Source organism: Sphaerisporangium perillae, assembly GCF_023276435.1.
Lineage (GTDB): Bacteria > Actinomycetota > Actinomycetes > Streptosporangiales > Streptosporangiaceae > Sphaerisporangium > Sphaerisporangium perillae.
Genome location: NZ_JALLPO010000058.1, coordinates 1 through 21,701, shown reverse-complemented (window position 1 = coordinate 21,701; position 21,701 = coordinate 1). Strand labels below are relative to the sequence as shown.

Here is a 21,701-nt window from a genome sequence, read left to right as displayed (position 1 = left end):
TCCGTCGGGGCGCGAACCTCGCTGCCGACTCAGTACTGACGCGAGGAGAGGACTTCCTTCGCCTTCTCCTGGGTGAAGGTGGTCTCTTCGGTGACCACGCGCTGCGGCACCGCCTCACCGGCGACGACCTTCTTGGCCAGGTCCATCAGTTGGGGGCCGAGCAGCGGGGAGCACTCGACGATGTAGTTGATCTTGCCGTCGGCCAGAGCCTGCATGCCGTCCTTGACCGCGTCGATCGTGATGATCTTGATGTCCTTGCCGGGCACCTTGCCCGCGCCCTCGATGGCCTCGATCGCGCCCAGGCCCATGTCGTCGTTGTGCGCGAACAGCACGTCGATGTCGGAATTGGACTTCAGGAAGGCCTCCATGACCTCCTTGCCCTTGGCGCGGGTGAAGTCGCCGGTCTGCGAAGCGATGATCTTGAACTTGGGGTCGGCCGCGATGACCTCACCGAAGCCGGCCTTGCGGTCGTTGGCCGGCGCCGAACCGGTCGTGCCCTGCAGTTCGACGATGTTGACGTCTCCGGTCTCGTCCTTGTACTGGTCGACCAACCACTGACCGGCCTTCTTGCCCTCTTCGATGAAGTCGGAGCCGAGGAAGGTCTTGTAGAGGCTGGTGTCCTTCGAGTCGACGGCGCGGTCGGTGAGGACCACCGGGATCTTCGCGTTCTGCGCCTCTTTCAGCACGGTGTCCCAGCCCGACTCGACGACGGGCGAGAAGGCGATCACGTCCACCTTCTGCTGAATGAAGGAGCGAATGGCCTTGATCTGGTTCTCCTGCTTCTGCTGGGCGTCGGAGAACTTCAGTTCGATACCGGCGGTCTTCGCCGAGTCCTGGACGGACTTGGTGTTGGCCGTACGCCAACCACTCTCGGCGCCTACCTGGGAGAAGCCCATGACGAGCTTGTCGCCGCCGCCGGAGCCTCCGGCGTCGGCCCCGGTCGAGCCTCCTCCGCACGCGGACAGCGTCATCGCGATCACGCCCGCGAGGGCGATGGCGGAGATCCTTCTTGGCATGGGGGGTGTCCTTCCTGTTAGCGTTAACAAGCAGGTGTAAGGCTTCAGCCCCGAGCTGCGGCTTTCTAGCGCACGCCCGGCTGGTGACTCAAGAACACGCGAGGCCGTCCCGCGACCCTGACGAGATCCGCCGTGACCGGCTCTCGATCCGCTCGCGCCGTTCCTCCTCGGCATCGCTGGATAGAACTGTGAACGCTAACAACAAGATGGTCAAGCGGATTCGCATTACAGAAGAGTTACAGGGAGCCGCCCTGTCCTGTGTCGAGAGTATTTCGAGAACAGCGCTTGACTTCGCGGTTGTGAGCGATAACAGCCTGCCGTGCTGTCGCGCGGCACAAGCTCTGTTTCCGCCAGGCGCCGGACACCTGTGATCGCGTCGTCGCGAACTTTCCGCCCCGCCTCGCGTAACGCTCTGAGCAGGCCGATTGATATCGCGAACCTGTGCTCATTCATTACATGAATTGGAAACGGGACGAGGTGGGGTGGCCCCGCCGGTGACCGGGCAAGCCGGTGCCGGACCGGTGGGCGATGCCGGATGTAAAAGAGGCCGCACCGGAAGTCACGGACGCCGGGCAGGGGGAGCGGTGCTGGCCCGGACGACGAGCTCGGTCCGATAGACCTCATCGGGGTCCAGCGCGTACCGCTCCGCCCAGACTCTCCAGACCCGGCGTTGGTTACCCACGGCGTCGATCAACGTGCCGTCGACATCAAACAGGACGTACCTCTTACGGCCGGTCGGAGCAGGTTCGCTGGTCACACCCTGATCCTGCCATCAGGCCCGAGCAAGCAATTACGGGACAGCCCTTACGCACCACCTGGCTGACAACCCCAGCACGTCATCCGATGGCGACTAGACCGGTACGTCGACCTCCTACACCAGGCTGAGGTTCGCTGCCGCCTGCCCAGTAACCAACCGATTTTCGGATCAGTTCTTATAGGCAGACGGCCCGCCGGGATCCCGGCGAGCCGTCGTGTGAGTTGTGCGGAGGTCAGCCGTCGGACTCCGGCGACGGCAGATAGCCGCCGGGCACCTCGGCCGGGGTGAAGATCTTGTCCTCACCCGGGTAGGGCGTGGTCCAGTTGTGCGCCTGGTACCAGGTGAAGTGGTTCATGAGCGCGGGGTTGGCGTAGTCCGGAGTCGCGTTCGCCCCGCTCAGGTGCTGCTGCTTCTGCCAGGCGGTCCAGGCGTCGACGATCTGCTGCTTGTCGGCGGACACGGCCGACGCCGCGGCCTGCGCGGGAGCCGCCGAGGCGCCCGCCGCGGCCGGGGTGTCGTTGCCGCAGGCCGGCGGGGTGGCCAGGCCGTCGGTGAGCGGGACCTGGTTGGGCATCACGTTGAACGGCGTGTAGTCGGGCTTGTTGGTGAAGGCCCGGCTCATCGGGGTGGCGGCGCTGTCCTTCTGGTTCATCGGCTGGATCCCGAGGATCTGCTCGATGGTGCGGATCATGGTGATCTGCGTGTAGTAGCGGCTGTCCACGGTGCCGTGCTGGGCCCAGGGGCTGATGACCTGCACGGGGCCGCGCGCGCCGTCGACGTGGTCAACGCCGTTCTGGGTGTCGTCCTCGATCACGAAGATCGCGGAGTCCTTCCAGTACTTGCTGTGCGAGATGGTGTCGACGATCTTGCCGACGGCCAGGTCGTTGTCGGCGACCTGGGCGACCGAGTTCGGCGCTCCACCGGTGTGGTCGCTGGAGAGCCAGAACATGTTGAGGTTGGCCGGGCCGTTGGCCTGGAAGTCACGCTTCCAGATCTCGTACCGGTAGATGTCCGGGATGTTGGTGTCGTACTTCGGGTAGTTGTGCACCGTGATCTCGTTGAGCGACGGGATCGGCGACTGGGTGTCCGTCTTGATGGTGGTGTCCTGACCGGTCGCCGCCATGTTCTTGGTGTCGCAGTAGAACTTCTGCCACGAGGAGCCGGGGGGGACGGTCAGGAACTGGGTGAACTCGCCGAAGTTGCGCGCGGTCTTGCCCGCGGCCTTGGCACCGGTCCACAGGAAGCCGGAGCGCTGGTGGCCCAGCGCGTCGTCCTCCGTGTCATAGCTGCGCTCGTACTCGCCGGCGGTGGACTCGGTGTACTCCGGGTTGTCGGCCTGCACCAGCCAGTTGTGGCCCTCGGCGGAGTTGGTGCCGATGGAGTAGGTGTTGTCGTAGAGACCGAACTGACGCGCGAGAGCGTGCTGGTTCGGGGTGACCTTCTCACCGAACTGCGCCAGCGACGGGTCGCCGTTGCCGCGCGGGTCGTCGCCGAACACCTGGTCGTAGGAGCGGTTCTCCTTGACCAGCAGGAAAACGTGCTTGATGGTCGACGGGTCACCGAGGCGCTTCGGGACCGGCACGGCGTGCTCGGACTTGCCCTCGGCCTGCTTGACGTCGTTGTTGCCCCAGCCGTTCTGCGCGAACACCGTGCCCGTGGACTTGGCGATCTCCCGGTCGGACGGCAGCTGGAACCGAAGCAGCGAGCCGGTCGAGTCGTGGGTGTTGTGGCCCGTGGCCGGCGTGGTGCCGGGCCCCTTGTCGATCGTGCGCGTCGGGCCGCGCTCGCCGATGCCGCGGGTGTTGGTGACGACCACGTCGTCGCCGACGGTGGTCACCTCCTCCGGGTAGTAGTCCGTCGGGAGCAGGCCGACGTAGCTGACCGGCTCCTGCGGCTTGGTGTAGCGGTAGACGGCGACCGCGTTCGCCCGGCCGAGGGTGACCAGCAGGTGGCCGTCCTTGGTCAGGGTCACACCGTTCGGGGCGTAGCCGACCGTGGCCTGCGGCCACGGCTGAGTGGCGATCGTCTGGACGACCTTGTCCTTGGACGTGTCGATGACCGAGACCTGGTCGTCGAACGTGTTGGTGACGAAGAGCACGCCGGGGGCGGCGTGCATCGCGGTCGGGTGCAGACCGACCTCGATGGAGCCGACCGAAGCGGCCGGGTTGGCGACGTCGATCACGCTCACGGTGCCCGTGGTCGTCGCACCCGTGTCCGGGTTGGCCGGCACCTGGGTGCCGTAGGAGTTCATCGTCGTCTCGCCGGGCTCGGCCGGGCGGCCGCCCTCGTTGCTGACGTAGAGCTTGTTGCCGACCAGCGCCAGACCACGCGGCGCGGTGCCCACGGTCCAGCTCTGCTGGATCGCGCCGGTCGCGGCGTCCATCGCCACCACGCGGTTCTGGCCGTTGACGGCGGCGTACACCGTCTTGCCGTCAGCGGAGAAGACCGCCTGGGCCGGCAGCGCCTTCTTCGAGCCCTGCGCGGCGATGGTGACGAAGGTCGGGGTGCCGAGGGTGCCGTCGGCGTTCACCGGGAAGCGGTTGAAGCCGTCGAGCTGCGGCAGCCACAGGGTCTTGCCGTCCGGAGAGTAGGCCGGCCCCTCCTGCCCGACGCTGTTGTTGGAGATGCGCACACCGGCGGTCGAGGCGGTCCCGGCCTGCTGCAGCACCTTGTAGTTCTTCAGGTCGACGATGGTGAGAGCGATCGACCGGTCGTTGGTGAGGGCTGCGAGGAAGCGGCCGTCCGGGCTGACCGTCGAGGCGAGCAGCTTGCCGTTGTCGACGAGCAGGCGGTCACCGATCGGCTTGATGACCTGGTCGCTGGCGAGCTGCAGGCCGGCCTTGGTGGTGGAGCCGACCTGGTTGCTGCCGAACACCTCGGTGGAGGCGTAGGCGATGCCCCCGCCGGCGATGGCGAGAGCTACGGTGCCGGCCGCCACCAGGCGGATCCGGCGGCCGGTGCGTCCATCGAAGAGCCCGAGACGGGGCTTCGCGACGCGCTGGCGCGTGACATGCATGAATCATTCCTTCGGGGTGCTTGTGAGCAGGTCGACGTTCCCGTCGAACTGCCACAGGGGGTTGGGAGCGTCCCCGGTCGGGGTGCGCACCTGGAAGTAGCCGTTGACCTCCTTCGGTCCGTCTCCGTCGGCGACGTACCGCCCGTCTGCGGTGACGTCGAGCTGGTAGATGGCGGTGCCCACGGCGGTCGCGCCGGGGAGGTGCCAGGACACGACACACCGCCAGTCGTTGCCCGGTCCCTGGTCCAGGACCCGGGAGCCGCCCTTGTCGCAGGACGCGGTGGCCTGCAGCTGGGCCTCGGTGACGTCGGGGCGGTGGAGCTCCCGCGTCTGCAGCCGGTAGAGGTGGGCGTACGCCGTGGCGAGCGAGTCCTGCAGCTTCCCCTTCTCGATCCCCGAGCCCGTGGCCGGGGTCGCGACGGCGATCACGCCGACGGTGAGGGCGACCAGGCCGGCCAGCGGCACCGCCCCCGCCACGAGGACGCGCCGGCCCGACCCGTCGTATGCCAGGTCGGTGAAGTCGCGGCGCAGGAACAGGCGGTAGGCCAACGCGGTGGCGGTGACCGCCCACGCCAGGCTCACCGCGAGGCCGATGAGGAGGGGGCCCGCCTGTGCCGGGCTGGTGAAAAGCCCGCGCCAGGCGAGGAAGGCGTGGCTCGGCAGGGCCAGCTGCACGGCCACCGGCAGCGGGAGCAGCTGCGCGAGCTGCAGCGCGAAGGCGAGGAGCGCGGGCATCAGCAGCCCCATCGGGGAGCGGCCCAGGGCCACCGAGCCGAGGAGGCCGACCGCGGCGAACGCCAGCGTCGGCGCCAGCACGCAGGCCCACGCGAGCAGGACCGTGCCGGCCGCGTCCGCCGGGGCGAGGAGATGGCCGTCCAGGCCGGCGAGCGGCTGGTTGCCGACCGCGGCCAGGCCGCCGGCGATGCCCGATGCGGTCAGTCCGGCCACGAGCAGCAGGATCACGGTGAGGCTGGCAAGGGTCTTCGCCACGAAGATCCGTCGCGGGGAGCGCACCGCCACGAGGAGATGGCGCCAGGTGCCCAGCCGGTCCTCGGCCGCGAAGACGTCGCCGGCGACCAGCGCCGTCAGCAGCGGGAGTGCCCAGCTGCACGAGAAGTCCAGCACGACCAGCGACCCCGCCCAGCCGGTCGCGTTCATCCAGCGGCCGAAGACCGTGTCGGTGGGTAGCGAGCTCTGCAGGCTCACCACGGCCACGAAGGCCGCCGGGGCGATCCAGCAGGCCACGAGCAGCAGGCGGATCCGCCACTGGGAGAGCAGCTTGGCCAACTCGAACCGGTAGCCGTGCAGCACGGGCGCCGGCCGGGCGCCGGCCCGGGGTTGGGTGACGGTCGCGGTCATCGCAGGTCCTCCTGGTCGGTCATCGCTGGTCCTCCTGGTCGGCCTGCGCGGGCACGGTGCCGGTCCCGGTCAGGGCCAAGAACGCGGCCTCGAGCGGCGCCACCACGGGCCCCAGCTCTCGGAGCGCTACGCCGTCTCGCACGAGCCGCACGACCAGCTCGTCGAGGGCCGGCACCGGCCCGCGGACGACGACGTCGGCGTCCGGCCGTTGACCGGGGTCGCGGCCGGGCACGACGCGGAGCCCGGGAGTCTCTGACGCCAGCCGGTGGGCGGCCGCCGGGTCGGAGGTGAGCAGCCGATAGTCGAGCTCGCCGCTCTCGGCGGCGAGCTTGCTCACCGGCCCGGAGAAGACGACCCGTCCGGTGGCGAGGATGGTGACCTCGGAGCACAGCGCGGCGAGGTCGTCCATCCGGTGGCTGGAGAGGACCACCGCGGTCCCGTCCGCGGCGAGTCCGGTGATGACGCGGTGCACGTGGTGCTTGCCGGCGGGGTCCAGGCCGTTGGCCGGCTCGTCGAGGACGAGCAGTCGCGGCTCGTCGAGGACGAGCAGTCGCGGCTTGGTGAGCAGCGCGGCGGCCAGCCCGAGCCGCTGGCGCATCCCCAGCGAGAAACCCCGGACACGGTCGTCGGCGACGTCGGTGAGCCCGACCTGCTCCAGCACGTCGTCGACGTCGGCGGTGCGCCCGGCGTCGTATCGGCGCAGTGAGGCCAGGGCCGAGAGGTTCTGCCGAGCGGTGAGCGAGGGATAGAGCCCGGGTCCGTCCACGAAGCCCGCGACGCCGTCGGGTACGGCGAGCGTCCGCCCGACCGGCGTATCCAGGATCTCGAGGCGGCCGCTGTCCGCGACCGCCAGGCCCAACAGCAGACCAAGGAGCGTCGTCTTGCCCGCGCCGTTCGGGCCGACCAGGCCGTGGACCTGCCCGCTCGCCACGTCGAGGTCGACGCCGTCAAGTGCGACCACATCACCGAAGGACTTCGTGATCCCGCGACCCCGGACTGCCGGGCTCCTGTGCATATCGGTCTCCCTTAGCTTGATCGGCAGCAAGAGGAACCTAGAGATCGCGGTTTGCCTTGGGAGGGCGCGGAGTCGAACATTGGGCACCACTAAGCCGTCGATCTGGCACGCAACCTGTCGATGTGCCACTCGACCCGGCGATCGCTCGGTCACACTGGTCGACGCGCTCGCGCCCTGGATCTCACCCGGTGCCGGGGCGAGGTGGCTCAGCGCGCACTACGAGCAGCCGCGATGGCGCTCGTCGTGTGACAGGTCGAGCGGCTGGAGCTCGCGGCTGCGACCCCGGGCGTCGTACAGGTCCGTGACGAGGTCCAGCAGGGGGAGCAGCGTTGTCGGCCTGTCGGTAAGGATGGCCCCACCAGCCGCCATCTGAGATGTCGCCGCAGACGGACAGTGGCCGGACTGCGCGGGAGGCGATGATCGTGTCGGCGAGGCATTGGCCGGGTGAGGCTGAGTTTCAGGATAGGAAGGTGCCCACCCGCTTGACCGTGCGGATCACGGGTGCGGTCTCCAGTTCGCGGCGTAGCACTCCATCTTGATCTCGCTCGCGCCAGGATGGCGGCGAAGCTGTCGGCGTCGGCGTGGCGGGTCGCATGTATGTCTTGTGGCAGATGTGGCGGGAGATTCGCGTACCTAGTCTGTGAGGTCGTCTGCGGCGCTCGCCGCCCATCTTGTCGGAGGATTCGATGACCTGGCCCCGATCGGTCTTGCTTGCCTTGCCCCTGGTGGTGGCGCTGGGAGCGTATGCTCCAGCCGCCGCCGCCGCCTCCGCCTCCGCCAGCGGGGCACCGGCGCCGCCCCTGACATGGTCGGCATGCGAGGGGAAGATCTCGGCCGAGCTGCAGTGCGCCAAGCTGGCCGTTCCCATCGACTGGTCGAAGCCCGACGGGAAGACGATCACCCTCACCGTGGGCAGGGCGCCGGCGGCCGGCGCGGCGGCCGGCGCCGTCCTGTTCAGCCCTGGAGGTCCCGGTGGTGCCGGCGTTCAGGAGTTGTCGCGGGCGCTGCCCCACTTCGCCGGTCTGCGTACCCGGATGAACGTCGTCACGTGGAACCCGCGCGGCGGGGTGAGCGGTGAGCACATCCCGCTGGCGTCCTGCGCGGCCGGTCCCGCGTTCGCCACGCCGGACAACAGACGTGAGTACGACCAGGCACTCGAGGCGAACGCCGCCGGGATCGCTCCCTGCCGGGACGCCGTGCCCGAGTTGTTCGCCCACTTGGACTCGGCCACACAGGCGCGTGACATGGACGCCATCCGCGCCGCCCTGGGTGAGGAGAAGATCTCCTTCTTCGGTAACTCCTACGGCGGCGTGCTTGGGGCCTCCTACGCGCGGCTGTTCCCGCAGCGGCTGCGCGCGATGGCCGTAGACAGCGTGCCCGACCACGTGGACCCGCTCGCGGAGTCGGAGCGACTGCAATATGAGGGTCTGGAGGCGGGGTTTAAGCGGTTCGTCCGTTGGTGCGCCGGCTCCTCCGACTGCGCGCTGCGCGGGATCGGCGTGGAGAAGACCTGGCAGGCCGTCGTGCGGCGGGCCGAGCGTCGCCCCCTGCCCGGTGCCGCGGCCGCCGGTGAGCGCCGCTACGACGGTGACGATCTGAAGTCCTTGGCCTACGGCCTGATCGACAGCACGGCGGACTGGCCCGCGTTGGCCAAGGCCATCGCGAGCGCCGCCAAGGGCGACGCGTCCGGTTTCGACCCGCAGGGCCGCGGCCTGCCGCCGAGGGTGACCGCCATGCTCGCGGTGAACTGCGCCGACGGGTTCCGCTACGACGGCTACCGTGCCTACCGTGCGGCGGTGCGGCGCTCGGTCAAGGTATCGCCGAACTTCTCCGGCATGCGGGAGAACGCCTGGCTCGCCTGCTCGCCGTGGGCGGCCAAGGCCCCCAACCCGCCGGCACCACTGCCGGCCCGCAAGCTTCCGCCGCTGCTCGGCGTCGGCCCGGTCTACGAGTACCCCTCTGTCCGCGCCATCACCGACCAGGTTCCCGGCTCGGTCACGGTCAAGTACGACGACATCGGCCACGGCCGGTACCTGAACGCCGGAGACCCCTGCGTGATCGGCTACGTGGACCGGTACCTGATCGACGGCAAGGTGCCCGCACCCGGCACCACGTGCCCCGCCTGGCCGGCGTGATACTGGTCGCGTGAGACGACCAGCGACTTTCCGCCCCTTTCTGACCGGCGTCTGGCGACGTATGCCGCTCATGGGCCGCGACGCCCTGTTAGCCTGCGCCGTGGCGATCATCGCGCTGACAGTCTCGGCACTGGACGGATGGTGGCGCGGTCAGCCTGCCGAAATCACCGATGTGGGCGCGGCGGCGGCGTGGGCGGCGCCGATCCTGGCCGCCTGCGCGCCGCTGGCGCTGCGCAGGCGGCTGCCGCTGACGGCAGTGGTCGCGTCCGCGATGGTGATGCTGGCGCTCGGCCTCGCGCTGGAGCGCGACGCCGGGATCTGGGTACTGGGCCTGATCGTTGCCTCAGCGGCCTACCACCGCCACCGGCTGCGCTCGGTGCTCCTGGTCGGCTCGGTCGTCTGGGCGGTGGCGGCAGGCCTCGGGGGCATGTCCGTGCCGGACCTCGCCACCGTATCCGTCTACGCGGCGGCCGGCGCGGCGCCGGTCGCCGTCGGGTACGCGCTGCGACTGCGGGCCGACCGCGCCGTGCAGGCCGCGCGGCTGCGGCGTGCACGGGAGGAGCAGGCACGCTCGCAGGAGGCTGCGCGAATCGCCCGGGAGGTTCATGACGTCGTCGGGCATCACCTCAGCGCGATCAGGCTCCAGGCGGTCGGCGCCCGCCGGGCGCTGGCCGGTCACGCCTGCGAGGCCGACCACGCGCTGGCCGGGATCGCCGGGCTGTCGGCCGAGGCGCTGGCCGAGATCCGGGCACTGCTCGCTACCTTGGTGCGATCGGACCGCGAGGACCACGCTCACAGCAGAGGCCTCGCCGACCTGCCCGCACTGGTGGAACGCAGCGGCGGGCCGGAACTGGCCGTCGCCCTGGAGGTCGCCCCCCGCCTTGAAAGCACCGTGCACCCCGAGACAGCGGCCTGCGCTTACCGGATCGTGCAGGAGGCGCTGACCAATGTGGCGCGGCACTCCACGGCCGCGGTGGCCTCGGTAACGGTTCGTGCGGTGAGCAGCCGGGTCGTCGTCACCATCGACGACCCGGGCCCGCCCCGGTCGGCGGCCCGCCGCGAACCAGGGGACGACCGCGTCCTGAACGGTGGGCCCAGCGGTGGGCGGGGCCTGGCGGGCATATGCGAGCGTGTGGCGGCGCTCGGGGGGCACTGCCACATCGGCCCGCGCGGCAGGAACGGTTGGCAGGTGCGCGCCAGCCTGCCCGGGCTCCCCCCGCATGCGCGTGATGAGCACAGATCGGCGGTGACGGCCGGCGGTGCAGAGCCAGGCCCTTCCACGATGTCCTACGCGTACAGTCATCCGGTCCGGCAGGTGGTGCCGTGATCCGGCTGCTGATCGCCGACGACCAGCATCTCGCCCGCGAGGGCCTGCGGCAGTTGTTGAGCCATGAGCCCGACATCGCTTTTCTCGGCGCCGCGCGCGACGGGGCCGAGCTGATCAGCATGGCGCGCGAGCACCAGCCGGACGTGATCCTCACCGACCTGCGGATGCCGGGCACGGACGGGATCACGGCGATCCAGCGGCTGACGGCTCGGGCGCCGGATAGGGCGATCATCGCGCTGACCACGTTCGACACCGACGAATACCTCTTCGGGGCACTCGAAGCGGGCGCCGTGGGCTTCCTGCTCAAGGACGGCGACCCTGACCTCTATCTGGCAGCGATACGCGCGGCTCACCGAGGTCAGGGACTGATCGACCCGCAGGTCACCCGCAGGCTCGTACGCCGCTTTGCCACCCCACCGGTGCGGGGCCGTGCTCTGGAACTGACGGTCCGGGAAACGGAGGTCCTCCGCCTGGTCGCGTTGGGCCGGTCCAACGCCGAGATCGCCGGGGAGTTGCGCATCGCCGCAGGCACGGTCAAGATCCACGTGTCCCGTGTCCTGTCTAAGATCGGCGTGCGCACTCGTGTCCAAGCCGCGATCCATGCCTACCGCTCAGGATTGGTGTCCTCGGATGAGTAGAAGTGAGAAGCCCCATCGGCACCGCCGCCGCCGGGCCCCTGCTGCCGCCCCGCCGATGGACCGGGCGCGGGAGATGACCGACAGCGATGTTGTCGCTGGTGGTGTGGCTTGTACGGAACGAACTGGGCCTGCCCGAGCAGGTCGGCATGGCGGGGGTGGCTGAGCGGACGGGACGCAATCACAAGGCGCTGGTGCGGTCCCGGCTGGAGCTGGACGGCGATCAGGCCGCTGCGCGCAAGCTGGCCGAGCAGGCGATCCGGCAGGCGGCCAAGACCAAGGACCACCCGGCCGATCTGATCAACGTGGCGCTGGAGGATCTGGCCAAGAACAGCTGTGAGTTCCCGGCGTTCTCCACGCTGGATGACCTGGCCTCTCAGGTGCGTGCGGAGGTCAACGGCGCCATCTTCACCCTGGCCTCGATGACCACGCGCGCCTGCTGGCGATGCTGGAGGTGGTCCGGCTACCGGCCGCAGCGGGCATGACCGGGCCAAGAAGAGCGCGCCGCGGGCCACGGTGACCAAGCTGCGCCTGCAGTTGGACCATCTGGCCTGGCTGGATGGCGTGGCCGGGGCCAGCGACGCCTGGCTCAAGGGGGTGCCCGCTTCCAAGATTGCCCATTTCGCGGCCGAGGCGCGGGCGCTGGACGCCGCCGAGATGCGCGACTACGGCGAGGCCAAGCGGATCGTGCTGGAGGCGTGCCTGCTGCACCAGGCGCGTGCGGGCCCGCGATGACCTGGTGACGATGCTGTGCAAGCGGATGAACGTCATGCACAACAAGGCCCGCGAGCTGCTGGAGACCATCCGAGAGCAGCGTCAGCGCAATGAGCGCATGCTGGCGGTGCTCGGCGACCTGCTGAGCACGGCCAAGGAGGCCGACCTGGCCGCCCGGAATGCGCCGAACCCCTGGACGGCGGTGCGGCGCCGGCATGAGACCGGCCGGGCGGTGCTGGAGACGATCGAGACCAACGGCGGCCTGGCCGGCTGGGCATCACGGCTCCTACGACCCGGCCGCGAGGCCGTCCGCCCAAGCACAGCGAGCAGGCCTCAGCCGGCCACGGCTCATCGACGACGGCGTCGCAGACCGACCCTCTGGCCGACGACGACGGCTTCGGCGACAGCCCGGACAGCATGCCTGCAGGATCTGCGTATGCCGGCCACTAGTGGTCCGCGCTGTAAATCCTTCGGGGGGTTATGCGGCGGTGTCGAGTACGGCAGGCTGATGGTCGCAGTCATCGTGCTGCTGGAGGTTGAACTCTTTCTGTTCGTGTCGCTCGATCCGGGCCATCAGGTCCTCGAGGTCGGAAACGTACGGGGCATGGCCTTGACACGTTTCGTGGAGATTTCCACACTGAGTCCCCAGACGGCTTCCTCCTGCCGGGGTCGGTGGTGAGCGGCAGGGGCCGTAGTCCGCGACGCCTGTCTGCCGCGCGTCTGGTTGACGGGCCGTGGCGTCGATTCCGCGGATGTCTTCCGCGTTCCCCCGCATGACTCGGCAGTGGAGGCACAGGCATGAGCGTGCACACGATGCGCGTGGCCGGACGAGCGGGCGGCGGCACAGGCCATTGCCGTGGATTCAGGCGCTTCTGATCTCTGGTCCGGGGTGTCAGGACGACACCGGAGTCTCCTGGTCCTTGGAATGACGTGTCAGCGGATGAGCAGCACCAGTGCGACCAAGGCCGCGAGAACGAGGACCATGGCCGCGGCGATCACCCTACGAGTGCCGGCCACCATGGTGACGCGGCCCTGCGTGATCTCCCGGTTCAATGCGCGGTAGCGGACGGTGGCGTAGCCGAAGACGGCGACCGCCGCGCACACGAGCACGCCGCCCGCGGCCAGCGCGTAGGCCTCGTTCTCTGAGCCGAACTTCGCCGCTCCCAGACCGAAGGCGATCATGGCCAGGCACGTCCGCAGCCAGGCGAGGTAGGTACGCTCGTTGGCCAGGTGCTCGCGGACCCGGAGCTCGCCGGCTGCGAGGGGCGACTCGTCCACCGATCTGGTACTCCGTCCGGATGATTCGGCCCTACGAGGGAGCCGTTCAGGCACGTCCGTATTCCGCTGTGACACGATGGTAGACACGTTATGCCAGTTGAGGGCCTCCTGGAAGGCTCAAGCCGGCCGCAGGAGGCGACACACATGAGTGGTCCTCTAGGCGGAAGCGACTCCGAGCACCCCTCACTTGAGGAGGTCCGGAAACGCGAAGTCGTCAAACCAACGCCCTCCGAACTCATGGAGGACGTCGGGACCGGACTGGACTATGGGGTCCGCCCGGACCGCATGCCTGGCTACCTCACCCCGATCGACCGTTTCTTCCTCCGCAGCCACGCGCCCACTCCCCATCTGGACGCGGCGAGATGGTCGCTCCGGATCGAAGGAAGCGGGGTACGCGAGCCGATCGCCTACACCTACGCCGATCTGTGGGATCGCTTTCCTTGGGTATCGGTGATCCGCACGATCGAGTGCGCCGGTAACCGCCGTAGCCTGTTCGGCGAGGAGTGCGGACGCACGTTCGCGGGCACCCAGTGGGGGCGCGGCGCGATCGGCACCGCCGAATGGACCGGCGTCCGCTTGCGGGACCTGCTCGAACCGGCCGGGATCACCCCGGGGGCGTGCGAGGTCATGCCCGAAGCACTCGACGAGATCCACGCTCGCCGCCCCATGCCGCTGGCCAAGGCGCTCGCCGACGACACCATACTCGCGCTGGTCATGAACGGTGAGACGCTGCCACCCGATCACGGGTACCCGGCTCGGATCGTCGTGTCCGGATGGCTCGGTGCGGCCAGCATCAAGTGGGTGGGGCGGATCGAAGTCTCCGACCAGCCACTGCACGTTCCATGGAACACCGAAGACTACGTGCTGATCGGCCCGGACTACCCTCCGCAGGCACCCTCACCCGGTATGCCGATCAGCGGTATACCGGTCGCGAGCCTGGTGGAGCTGTCCTGGCCGGCACGGCTCCGGCCGGTACCGCAAGTCATCCGGGGGCGTGCGTTCGCGGGAGAGAGCCGGGTCACGGCGGTCGAATACCGCATCGACGAGGGCTCCTGGCAGGAGGCTTCCCTGGCTCCGCCGCGGATACCAGGAGCGTGGGTACGCTGGCAGTTCAGCTGGGATCCCGAGCCCGGCGATCACATCCTCCAGGTACGCGCCACCGATGACCAAGGCCGTACGCAGCCGGACACCGTTCCATGGAACGACCTCGGCTACCTCTACCACCCGGTGCTGTCCCACCCCATCCGAGTCGAATCCACACCCTGAGGCCGTAGCGCGCCCCAGGGCCCTACCGTTCCTGAACAGTGTCCAGGAGTGAGCCTGGAGGCCACCTCCGGCGCCCCTTACCCTGCCACTGACCTCGGGCGGGGCAGGTCGGTGTACGTGATCGTCATCGGGTGTGGTCGGCCACGTGCGCGATGGGGGGTTCGGCTGGAATTCCGCAGCAAGGAGATCAGCGACCTGCTCCCCACGCACACCCGTCAGCCTCGGCGTAGTGACCTGGTCGAAGGCGAGAAGTTGCTCGCCGACCTCGTACAGCGGCTCTTCACCCACCGGCGTGAGCTGGGCCGAGACGCCCCGTTCACCCGGACGTGCACGCCGAACGTCGAGCCGGCCTCGGGGTTGTACGGGGACGTCGTGGTCAGGTTGACCATGACCAGGTTCCCGGCGTCCTGGCTGGGCAGGGTCCACCTACCGGCCAGCGCGTCGACGGTCAGGTCGCGGCCATCGCCGAAAGGAGCGCGTGCTGGCTGACCGCGTCGACGCCGTTGAACGGTTCGTCCAGCAGAAGCAGCCGAGGCTGGGCGGCGATGGCGCGGGCCAGCAGTACACGCTGGCGCCGGCCGCCGGACAGGGTGCCGAACCGCTCCCTGGCCCGTGCGGCCAGCCCCACGCGATCGAGCGCCTCGCGGACCTGCGCCCTGTCTGCCTTGGACGCCTACCTCGGCGACGGCCCGATCCAGCTCGCCTCCCAACGGGTCAACGGCTACCAGGGGCCGGGATGGCCCGACACGGCCAAGCATGCCCACCTCGACTTCAAGGTCGCCGACCTGGATGTCGTGACCAAGGAACTGCTGGCACTCGGCGCGACCAGGCCCGAGTTCCAGCCCGGCGAGGACCAGTGGACGGTCTTCGCCGACCCCGAAGGCCACTTCTTCTGCATCGCCGCAGGCTGACCGGAAGGATCAATGGCATCCTCGCGCTGGGTCGGCGCAGGCGACAGAATCAATCGGGCGTCAGCACAGCGCGTCCCTTGAGATCTCCGGCGCGCAGCCGGGTCATCGCTTCATGGGCGGCGGACAGCGGGAACCGCTCGACCTCGACGCGGAGCGCGCCGGAACGGGCGAGCGAGATCACCTCGGCGAGTTCGGGGCGGGTGCCCCAGAAGGGCAGCGAGATCCTGCCGCCCTGGGGGAGCGGGCCTGGTTTGCGGACGGTCAGCTGCCCGCCTCCGCTGCCGATGACCACGAGCTCACCGTTGGCACGGAGGCACCTGGCGGCCAGGTCGAGCGTTGAGCTGGTTCCCGCGAAGTCGAGTACGACATCAACGCCGTACCCACCGCTCGCCGTTCGCAGGATGCGGCCCGTATCCGCCGAAGCGCGGGTGCTCAGGTGGGCTCCGCATCTGTCGGCGACGGCGAGAGCCTCCTCGCGCACGTCGACGGCGAACACCCGGCTCGGCGTCAACGCGCGCAGGATCTGGATGGCCAGGTGCCCGAGGCCGCCGACCCCGATGACGGCGACCGTCGATCCGTCGCCCAAGGCCGCCCGGCACTGCTGGATGGCGTGGTAGGGCGTCAGACCGGCGTCCGACAGCGGCGCGGCCTGCACGGGATCCAACTCGCCGATCGGCTCGAGGTAGCGGGTCGACGGTACGAGGACGTAGTCGGCCATCCCGCCGTCGCGGCCCAGTCCCATCCCGGCCCACGACAGCTCGGCTCTGCGGTCGCAGTAGTTCTCCCGGCCCGCCGAGCAGCGTCGGCATTCACCGCAGCCCCAGGGGCCGTACACCACGACCCGGTCGCCGGCCGCGATCTCGGTGACGGCCGGGCCCACGGCCGCGACCCGGCCGGCGACCTCGTGGCCGAGGGTGAACGGCGCCGGGAAGGGCATGTCGCCCGGACCGGCGTCGAGGACGTGCAGGTCGGAGTGGCACAGCCCGGCGGCTTCCACCCGCAGGAGGACCTCGTAGCCTCGCGGGGTCGGCTGGTCGATGTCGGTGAGGACGGGTGGGCGGCCCCAACTCGGCAGCCGGAGCGCTCTCACTGCGCCATCCGGTTGGTCATGAGGCGGATCGCGGCTTCTGCCCGATCTGTGATGGTCGACACCGGCATGGCGACAGGATAGCAAACTGAAATCAGTTCAAGAACCGGCGGCTGGAGCCCGGCCGGCGACCTCTTGCTGGTGGCGGGTCCGTCATCTAGAGTCTTCGAACTGAGTTCAATTAAAGGGCTGGGCGCGTTGGCGCGTGAGCGGCCCGCGAGGGGTGACAGTCGAAGTGGATCAGTTACTGCTCGTCCTGGTGAGCGGCGTCGCCAGCGGCGCGATCTACGGCCTGATGGGCCTCGGCCTCGTGATCATCTATCGCGCGACGGACGTGGTGAATTTCGCCATCACCAGCCTGGCCACGCTGGGTTTGTACGTCGCGATCACTTTCCGCGACGACGGTGTCGCGATGGTGGTCAGCGTGATCGCCGCGATCGCCGTGACCGCGCTGGCAGGAGTGATCGTCCGGGAGGCGGTGATCCGGCCGCTCGGCCAGGGCCAATTGTTCTCCGCGCTGGTGGTGACCATGGGCGTCTCGCTCATCGCCGAGAGCGTGGTCAACTCGGTGTGGGGCACCCAGCCCCGGACCTTTCCCAGCCTGGTGAACGGGACCGTCCGGTGGGGTGACGCGGCGCTGCCGGCACAGAGCCTGCTGACCATCGGCATCGCCGCGGTGGCGATGGCGGCGGTCGCCTTCCTGTTCAGCCGGACCACGCTGGGATCGGCGATGCGGGCCGTCGCAGAGTCCGCCGACACCGCCAAGATCATCGGCATCAACGCGCAACGCGTCGCACGGATCGCGTGGGCGCTCGGCCTCGCCCTGGCCGCCCTCGCCGCCTGCCTCTACGCGCCCAGGTCAGGGCTGGCTCCCACGGTGCTGGCCGCACCGCTGTTCCGCGCCTTCGCAGGCATCTTCCTCGGCGGCCTCACGAGCATGTACGGCGCCGTCATCGGGGGGCTGACCGTGGGGGTGCTGGAGAACATCGCGGCCAGCTATGTCTCGGCCAGTTTCCGCGACACCTTCGTGTTCTCTTTCACCGTCCTCGTGTTGCTGATCCGCCCGCAGGGCCTGTTCGGCACGCGCACATTCCAGCGGGTCTGAGGAGCAGCACATGGTATTCACCCGCTCGAATCTGGCGAAGGCCTCGCTGGGCCCTGTCGTCGGGCTCGTGCTCATCGCGCTGATGCACTCCGCGGCGATCCCGGCCTACCAGGCGTATTCGGTCGCGCTCGCCGCGGTCTACGCGATCGTGGTCCTGTCTGTCGGCCTGCTCGCCGGCTGGTCGGGAGTGTGGTCGGTCGGCCACCCCGCCTTCTTCGCCGTGGGTGCCTACTTCGCGGCGTACGGCAGCGGGCACCAGTGGCCGCTGGAGTTGGCGATCCTCGGGGCGGTGGCGTCGAGCGGCCTGCTGGGCGCGTTCCTCGGCTACGCCGGCGCCAGGTTCTCGGTGCTCTACATCGCCCTGCTGACCTTGGCGTTCAGCCTGGTGTCGCTGGAGGTGATCAACCGGTGGACCAGTGTCACCGGCGGCGACCAGGGTGTGGTGGTGTCCCAATTGGACAGCGCGCTCGGCCTGGGCTCGATCCCCAGCGGCGGCAGCGAGGCCCAGTATCTAGCAGTCCTGGCGGCCGGGGTCGTGTTCGCGATCGCGGTGTTCGCGAAGTCGACCGCTCTGCGCATGCGCCTGGTCGCCGCCAAGGCACACCCGCTGGTCGCCCGTTCCGTGGGAATCGCGCCCGAGGCGCAGACCGCTCTGTCGTTCGCGGTCAGCGCGGCGTTCACCGGCTTCGCCGGCGTGTTGCTCGGCCTGATCACCGGCTTCGTCAGCCCTGACACGTTCTCGCTGAACCTCGGTGTCACCATCATCGCGGCCTGCGTGTTCGGCGGCGTCGGCTCGGTCGTCGGCGCCGTGGTCGGAGGTGTCTACCTGGCGTGGGCCCCGACGGTGGCCGACGCCGTGTCGGTACCGCAGCCGGTGGTGCAGGGCGTCCTGCTGATCACCGTGCTGATCTTCCTGCCCGGTGGGGTGGTGCCGTTCGTGGGCGCGCTGTCGCGAAGGTCGCTGCGAATGCGAGGACCCCGCGTCGTCGATGGCGAGCATCACGTCAGCGCGGCGCCGGCCGACAGTGGGGACGGCGCTTCCGCCGCCCCGGCGACAGACCGGCCTGCCACTGCTGATCGGGCGCCGTTGCTGGTCGTCGATGGCCTGTCCGTGCGGTTCGGAGGTCTGAACGCCCTTGAGGGCGCGTCGCTCGCCGTACGGCCCGGCGAGGTGCTCGCCATCATCGGGCCGAACGGCGCCGGCAAGACCACGCTGGTCAACGTCGTCTCCGGCCTCATCGGCGGCGCACGGATCAGCGGCGCGGTGGACTACGCGGGCGCGAAGCTGACGGGGACAAGGGCCACCGCACGGCGCAGGCTGGGAATCGGCCGCACCTTCCAGCACGCGGAGATTTTCTCGGAGCTCACGGTCGTGGAGAACGTGCTGTGTACGAGACGCCGGGTCAGCGTGGCAGACCGCACCCAGGCCGATGAGCTGCTCGCTCGGACCGGCCTGGCCGACGTGGCCGACCGCTACCCGGCCGAACTGCCGTTCGGGCTGCAGAAGCGCCTGGATCTCGCCCGGGCGATGGCCGAGGAACCGAAGCTGCTCATCATGGACGAGCCGTTCGGCGGCCTGGACGCCACAGAGCGGCGGCTGACGGCCCAGCAGATCGTCCGCCTGCGTGCCCAGGGCACCGCCGTCGTGATCATCGATCACGTTCTGGACGACCTCTTCGCGGTCGCCGACCGGGTGGTCGCCTTCGACTTCGGCAAGCCGATCGGTTCCGGCGACCCGGGCGCCATTCTGCAGGACCCGCAGGTGCGGTCGTCGTACCTCGGCTCGATCGCCACGCGGGCCGAGCTGCCGGCACGCGGCGACGATACCGTCGCCATCGCCGTCCGCGACGTCGGTCACCACTACGGTGGTGTCGCCGCCCTGCACGGCGTCGACCTGGACATTGGCAAGGGCGCGGTCATCGGTGTCGTCGGAGCGAACGGCGCCGGCAAGAGCACGCTCGGCAGGATCATCCACGGCTCGCTGCGCCCGTCGTCAGGGCAGGTGCGGGTCGGTGAGCATTACGGGCGCCCATTCCGCGGCAGCCTCGTCCCCGAGGGCCGTGCCCTGTTCAAGACCCTGTCGTTGCGGGAGAACCTCGAAGTGGCCGGATACGCCGCCGGCATCCGGGGGTCGGACCTGCGCGCCCGCCTCGACGAGACCGCCGAATGGCTGCCGGAGCGGCTGCGCGGCCGCCTCTCGGTCGCTGCGGCCGGGCTTAGCGGAGGAGAGCAGCAGATCCTGGCTGTCGCACGGGCTCTCATGGCCCGGCCGGACGTGCTGATCCTCGACGAGCCCGCGCTCGGGCTGGCGCCGGCCCTGGTCGACGAGGTCTACGCCCGGATCAACCAGCTCGCCCGCGACGGGATGACCATCGTGCTCCTGGAGCAACTGCTCAGCCGGGCGCTCACCTCCTGTCACCAAGTCGTGGTGCTGCACGAGGGCCGGGTGGCCGCCCGTGGAGAGGCGTCGGACCCGTCGTTCGCCGAGAGCGCGGAGCTGGCGTACTTCGGCGGGGAGGCCGCGTCTCTGCTCAACACTCGCGACGTAAGCGAACTGGAGGCCTGATGCTCGACGTCGATCCGGCGCTCTTCGGCGAGACCGAGGAGCGCAAGGAGCTACGGGAGGTCCTGCGTGACTTCCTTGCCGAGACCTCCTCACCGGAGGACGTGCGAAAGCACATGGCCGGGGGCCGGGGATACGACGAGGCACTGTGGTCGCGCATGGCCACGGAGCTCGGCGTTCAGGGCCTGGCGATACCGGAGGAGTATGGCGGGTCGGGTTACTCGTTCGCCGAGCTCGCGGTGGTCGTCGAGGAGGCCGGGCGGGCGCTGTTGTGCGCGCCGCTGCTGTCCACCGTCGTACTCGCGACCTCCACGTTGTTGCTCAGCGGGGACCGCGAAGCCTGCGCTCGCTATCTCCCCCGCATCGCCGCGGGCACCCTCACCGCGACGGTCGCGGGCTTCGAGGGCCACGGCGGGGTGCGAGCCGAGCCTGGGCCGGGCGGGTGGGTGGGCAGCGGCACGGCGGACTTCGTGCTCGACGGGTGCGGAGCCGACGTGATCCTCGTCGCGGCGCGGACCGCTGAGGGGGCCGCCCTCTTCGCGTGCGAGCGCGAGGCGGAGGGCCTCAGCCGAACGGCGAGGCCGGTTCTGGACGGCACCCGTCCGCAGGCGCTGGTGGCGTTCGCGGACACCCCGCTCCTGCCGATCGGGGAGCCGGGGAGCGCCGCCGCGGTCGCCGAGCGCGCGCTTGACATCGGGCGTGCGGCGCTGGCGGCCGAGCAGGTAGGCGGGAGCGCGCACGCGCTGGAGGCGACCGTGTCATTTGTGCGGCAGCGCCGTCAGTTCGGCCGGCAGATCGGCTCGTTTCAGGCGATCAAGCACCGGCTGGCCGACCTGCTGGTCGAGATCGAGGCGGCGCGTTCGGCCGCGGCGTACGCGGCGGCATGCGTCACCGCCTCGTCCGAGGAGTCGCCTGTGGCGGCGAGCGCGGCGAAGGTGGTCTGTTCGGGCGCGTACAGCCGGGCGACCGCCGAGTACGTGCAGATGCACGGCGGCATCGGCTTCACCTGGGAGCACCCCGCGCACCTTTACGTGCGCCGCGCTCGTTCGGCGGAGGTGCTGTTCGGCACGGCCGACGACCACCGGGCCCGCCTGGCCCGGCTGCTGGGCCTCGACGCGGCCTGACGTCCGAGGTCACGACGAACTCGGCGGCTTGACAAGGGCGATACACGCCCCATAAAACTGTACTGAATTCAGTTCAAGGAGGAATCGTGTCGGTTGAGGATGAGATCCAGTTCGAGCGTGATGGGAATGTGGCGCGGGTGTGGCTCAACCGCCCGTGGAAGAAGAACTGCGTGACGCTGCCGATTCTCAGGCGTCTCGACGAGATCATCACCGAGGTCGACGCCGACCCCGAGCTGCGCGTCCTGGTGCTGCGTGGCCGGGGTGGGACGTTCTGTTCGGGGTTCGATCTGGATGAGTTGCAGGCGGACTACATCGGCAGCAGCACGGCCATGGATGTGGCGGTGGTCTCGGCGAAGGTCTGCGATCGGTTGTACTCGATGAGCACTCCGTCGG

Annotated in this window: 20 protein-coding genes and 1 pseudogene; 12 read left to right on the top strand and 9 right to left on the bottom strand. The window is 69.6% G+C overall.

From position 1 onward, the window contains the following. Positions 1 to 29 precede the first annotated feature (29 nt). From MYF83_RS37725 to MYF83_RS37700, 6 genes are all read right to left on the bottom strand, one after another. Positions 30 to 1,016, bottom strand: coding sequence for an ABC transporter substrate-binding protein (locus MYF83_RS37725; protein ID WP_248965607.1), 987 nt, complete (start codon positions 1,014 to 1,016; stop codon positions 30 to 32). Positions 1,017 to 1,575: 559 nt separating this feature from the next. After that, positions 1,576 to 1,773 (bottom strand): HAD family hydrolase, encoded by a 198-nt coding sequence (locus MYF83_RS37720; RefSeq protein ID WP_248965606.1) that lies wholly within the window; start codon positions 1,771 to 1,773, stop codon positions 1,576 to 1,578. 232 nt (positions 1,774 to 2,005) lie between these two features. Further along, positions 2,006 to 4,789 (bottom strand): bifunctional YncE family protein/alkaline phosphatase family protein, encoded by a 2,784-nt coding sequence (locus MYF83_RS37715; RefSeq protein WP_248965605.1) that lies wholly within the window; start codon positions 4,787 to 4,789, stop codon positions 2,006 to 2,008. Positions 4,790 to 4,792: 3 nt separating this feature from the next. After that, entirely contained in the window at positions 4,793 to 6,148 is a 1,356-nt protein-coding gene (locus MYF83_RS37710; RefSeq protein ID WP_248965604.1) for an ABC transporter permease, read from the bottom strand. A gap of 19 nt (positions 6,149 to 6,167) precedes the next feature. Continuing rightward, positions 6,168 to 7,109, bottom strand: a complete 942-nt coding sequence (locus tag MYF83_RS37705; protein ID WP_248965603.1) for an ABC transporter ATP-binding protein — start codon at positions 7,107 to 7,109, stop codon at positions 6,168 to 6,170. A gap of 270 nt (positions 7,110 to 7,379) precedes the next feature. After that, a complete protein-coding gene (locus MYF83_RS37700) occupies positions 7,380 to 7,532 on the bottom strand; it encodes a hypothetical protein (RefSeq protein ID WP_248965602.1) in 153 nt (50 codons plus the stop codon). Positions 7,533 to 7,849: 317 nt separating this feature from the next. Between MYF83_RS37700 and MYF83_RS37695 the strand changes: the two genes are divergently transcribed. The 6 genes from MYF83_RS37695 (at position 7,850) to MYF83_RS37670 (ending at position 12,653) form a co-directional block, all read left to right on the top strand. Beyond that, complete coding sequence (locus tag MYF83_RS37695; protein WP_248965601.1) at positions 7,850 to 9,298, top strand: alpha/beta fold hydrolase; 1,449 nt, start codon at positions 7,850 to 7,852, stop codon at positions 9,296 to 9,298. A 70-nt stretch (positions 9,299 to 9,368) separates the two neighbouring features. Beyond that, complete coding sequence (locus tag MYF83_RS37690; RefSeq protein WP_248965600.1) at positions 9,369 to 10,625, top strand: sensor histidine kinase; 1,257 nt, start codon at positions 9,369 to 9,371, stop codon at positions 10,623 to 10,625. Then, the gene (locus tag MYF83_RS37685; protein ID WP_248965599.1) at positions 10,622 to 11,263 is read left to right on the top strand and encodes a response regulator; all 642 of its coding nucleotides are present in this window, start codon (positions 10,622 to 10,624) and stop codon (positions 11,261 to 11,263) included. The genes MYF83_RS37690 and MYF83_RS37685 overlap by 4 nt, the downstream gene beginning before the upstream one ends. Positions 11,264 to 11,361: 98 nt before the next feature. Continuing rightward, positions 11,362 to 11,745: a DUF4158 domain-containing protein gene (locus MYF83_RS37680; protein WP_248965598.1), complete on the top strand. Its 384-nt coding sequence runs from the start codon at positions 11,362 to 11,364 to the stop codon at positions 11,743 to 11,745. Positions 11,746 to 11,776: 31 nt separating this feature from the next. After that, complete coding sequence (locus tag MYF83_RS37675) at positions 11,777 to 11,995, top strand: hypothetical protein (RefSeq protein ID WP_248965597.1); 219 nt, start codon at positions 11,777 to 11,779, stop codon at positions 11,993 to 11,995. A 4-nt stretch (positions 11,996 to 11,999) separates the two neighbouring features. Continuing rightward, a complete protein-coding gene (locus tag MYF83_RS37670; RefSeq protein WP_248965596.1) occupies positions 12,000 to 12,653 on the top strand; it encodes a hypothetical protein in 654 nt (217 codons plus the stop codon). Positions 12,654 to 12,907: 254 nt separating this feature from the next. Here MYF83_RS37670 and MYF83_RS37665 read toward each other — a convergent pair whose 3' ends face one another. After that, on the bottom strand, positions 12,908 to 13,252 hold the full coding sequence (locus MYF83_RS37665) for a YidH family protein (RefSeq protein WP_248965595.1): 345 nt from the start codon (positions 13,250 to 13,252) through the stop codon (positions 12,908 to 12,910). A gap of 144 nt (positions 13,253 to 13,396) precedes the next feature. Between MYF83_RS37665 and MYF83_RS37660 the strand changes: the two genes are divergently transcribed. Beyond that, positions 13,397 to 14,518, top strand: coding sequence for a sulfite oxidase (locus MYF83_RS37660; protein WP_248965594.1), 1,122 nt, complete (start codon positions 13,397 to 13,399; stop codon positions 14,516 to 14,518). Between the two features lie 448 nt (positions 14,519 to 14,966). Here MYF83_RS37660 and MYF83_RS37655 read toward each other — a convergent pair. Then, positions 14,967 to 15,167 (bottom strand): annotated as a pseudogene (locus tag MYF83_RS37655) (ATP-binding cassette domain-containing protein); the annotation flags it as partial. A gap of 16 nt (positions 15,168 to 15,183) precedes the next feature. Here MYF83_RS37655 and MYF83_RS37650 point away from each other — a divergent pair. Continuing rightward, the gene (locus MYF83_RS37650; protein ID WP_248965592.1) at positions 15,184 to 15,429 is read left to right on the top strand and encodes a VOC family protein; all 246 of its coding nucleotides are present in this window, start codon (positions 15,184 to 15,186) and stop codon (positions 15,427 to 15,429) included. A gap of 49 nt (positions 15,430 to 15,478) precedes the next feature. Here the strand turns inward: MYF83_RS37650 and MYF83_RS37645 are convergent, their stop codons facing one another. Then, the gene (locus MYF83_RS37645) at positions 15,479 to 16,519 is read right to left on the bottom strand and encodes an NAD(P)-dependent alcohol dehydrogenase (protein ID WP_248965591.1); all 1,041 of its coding nucleotides are present in this window, start codon (positions 16,517 to 16,519) and stop codon (positions 15,479 to 15,481) included. A gap of 232 nt (positions 16,520 to 16,751) precedes the next feature. Here MYF83_RS37645 and MYF83_RS37640 point away from each other — a divergent pair, with 232 nt between their 5' ends. The 4 genes from MYF83_RS37640 to MYF83_RS37625 form a co-directional block, all read left to right on the top strand. Next, positions 16,752 to 17,621, top strand: coding sequence for a branched-chain amino acid ABC transporter permease (locus tag MYF83_RS37640; protein ID WP_248965590.1), 870 nt, complete (start codon positions 16,752 to 16,754; stop codon positions 17,619 to 17,621). A 10-nt stretch (positions 17,622 to 17,631) separates the two neighbouring features. After that, on the top strand, positions 17,632 to 20,187 hold the full coding sequence (locus MYF83_RS37635) for a branched-chain amino acid ABC transporter ATP-binding protein/permease (RefSeq protein WP_248965589.1): 2,556 nt from the start codon (positions 17,632 to 17,634) through the stop codon (positions 20,185 to 20,187). Then, positions 20,187 to 21,308 (top strand): acyl-CoA dehydrogenase family protein, encoded by a 1,122-nt coding sequence (locus tag MYF83_RS37630; protein ID WP_248965588.1) that lies wholly within the window; start codon positions 20,187 to 20,189, stop codon positions 21,306 to 21,308. The genes MYF83_RS37635 and MYF83_RS37630 overlap by 1 nt, the downstream gene beginning before the upstream one ends. An 86-nt stretch (positions 21,309 to 21,394) precedes the next feature. Next, a partial coding sequence (locus MYF83_RS37625; RefSeq protein WP_248965587.1) for an enoyl-CoA hydratase/isomerase family protein occupies positions 21,395 to 21,701 on the top strand: 307 nt, incomplete at its 3' end.

Bases quoted from the DNA above. Each gene is read 5' to 3' on its own strand.
- MYF83_RS37695 (WP_248965601.1), top strand. From the start codon at position 7,850: ATGACCTGGCCCCGATCGGTCTTGCTTGCCTTGCCCCTGGTGGTGGCG.
- MYF83_RS37660 (WP_248965594.1), top strand. From the start codon at position 13,397: ATGAGTGGTCCTCTAGGCGGAAGCGACTCCGAGCACCCCTCACTTGAG.
- MYF83_RS37690 (WP_248965600.1), top strand. From the start codon at position 9,369: ATGGGCCGCGACGCCCTGTTAGCCTGCGCCGTGGCGATCATCGCGCTG.
- MYF83_RS37715 (WP_248965605.1), bottom strand. From the start codon at position 4,789: ATGCATGTCACGCGCCAGCGCGTCGCGAAGCCCCGTCTCGGGCTCTTC.
- MYF83_RS37725 (WP_248965607.1), bottom strand. From the start codon at position 1,016: ATGCCAAGAAGGATCTCCGCCATCGCCCTCGCGGGCGTGATCGCGATG.
- MYF83_RS37630 (WP_248965588.1), top strand. From the start codon at position 20,187: ATGCTCGACGTCGATCCGGCGCTCTTCGGCGAGACCGAGGAGCGCAAG.
- MYF83_RS37635 (WP_248965589.1), top strand. From the start codon at position 17,632: ATGGTATTCACCCGCTCGAATCTGGCGAAGGCCTCGCTGGGCCCTGTC.
- MYF83_RS37700 (WP_248965602.1), bottom strand. From the start codon at position 7,532: ATGGCGGCTGGTGGGGCCATCCTTACCGACAGGCCGACAACGCTGCTC.
- MYF83_RS37710 (WP_248965604.1), bottom strand. From the start codon at position 6,148: ATGACCGCGACCGTCACCCAACCCCGGGCCGGCGCCCGGCCGGCGCCC.